This is a genomic window from Pseudoalteromonas sp. S1610, from assembly GCF_005887465.1.
In the GTDB taxonomy this organism is placed as follows: domain Bacteria; phylum Pseudomonadota; class Gammaproteobacteria; order Enterobacterales; family Alteromonadaceae; genus Pseudoalteromonas; species Pseudoalteromonas undina.
The window spans coordinates 1-684 of record NZ_PNDI01000094.1 but is presented as its reverse complement, the minus strand read 5'-3'; the positions used below and the strand labels follow the sequence as shown (position 1 = coordinate 684).

Here is a 684-nt window from a genome sequence, read left to right as displayed (position 1 = left end):
CGATTTTTAACAATACTGACTTAGCTGTTTGGCAAAACTATTTAAAATTCCATTTTGTTAGTAATTACGCGCAGCTACTTAATAAAGATTTAGTGGATTTGAAGTTTAATTTTTACAGCACCACGTTGCGTGGTGTTGAAGAGCAAGCACCACTTTGGAAGCAAGCCGTTGATGCATCAAACAGTGTACTGGGTGAAATTTTAGGTAAAGTCTACGTTAAAGAAAACTTCCCGCCAGAAGCAAAAGCACGTATGGAAGAGTTAGTTGATAATGTGATTAAAGGCTATTCAGTGGCAATTGAAAACCTTGAGTGGATGAGCCCTGAAACAAAAGTGGCGGCGCAAGAAAAACTCAATAAGTTTACCCCTAAAATTGGTTACCCAGATAAATGGAAAGATTACTCAGATTTAGCGATTAACCCTGATGAACTGGTAGGTAACTATATTCGCTACAGTGAATGGGCTTATGCAGATATGATTGCTAAATTAGGTAAGCCAGTTGATCGCTCTGAGTGGCATATGACTCCACAAACAGTGAATGCTTACTACAATCCAGTGAATAACGAAATAGTATTCCCTGCGGCGATTCTGCAGCCTCCTTTCTTTAATTTAGAAGCTGATGATGCTGTTAACTATGGTGCTATTGGTGCGGTTATTGGCCATGAGTTAGGCCATGGCTTTGACG

Annotated in this window: 1 protein-coding gene; it reads left to right on the top strand. The window is 39.6% G+C overall.

The features are described 5' to 3' along the window. On the top strand, window positions 1-684 hold a 684-nt coding region (locus CWB77_RS17880; protein WP_283957550.1), incomplete at both ends, for a M13-type metalloendopeptidase.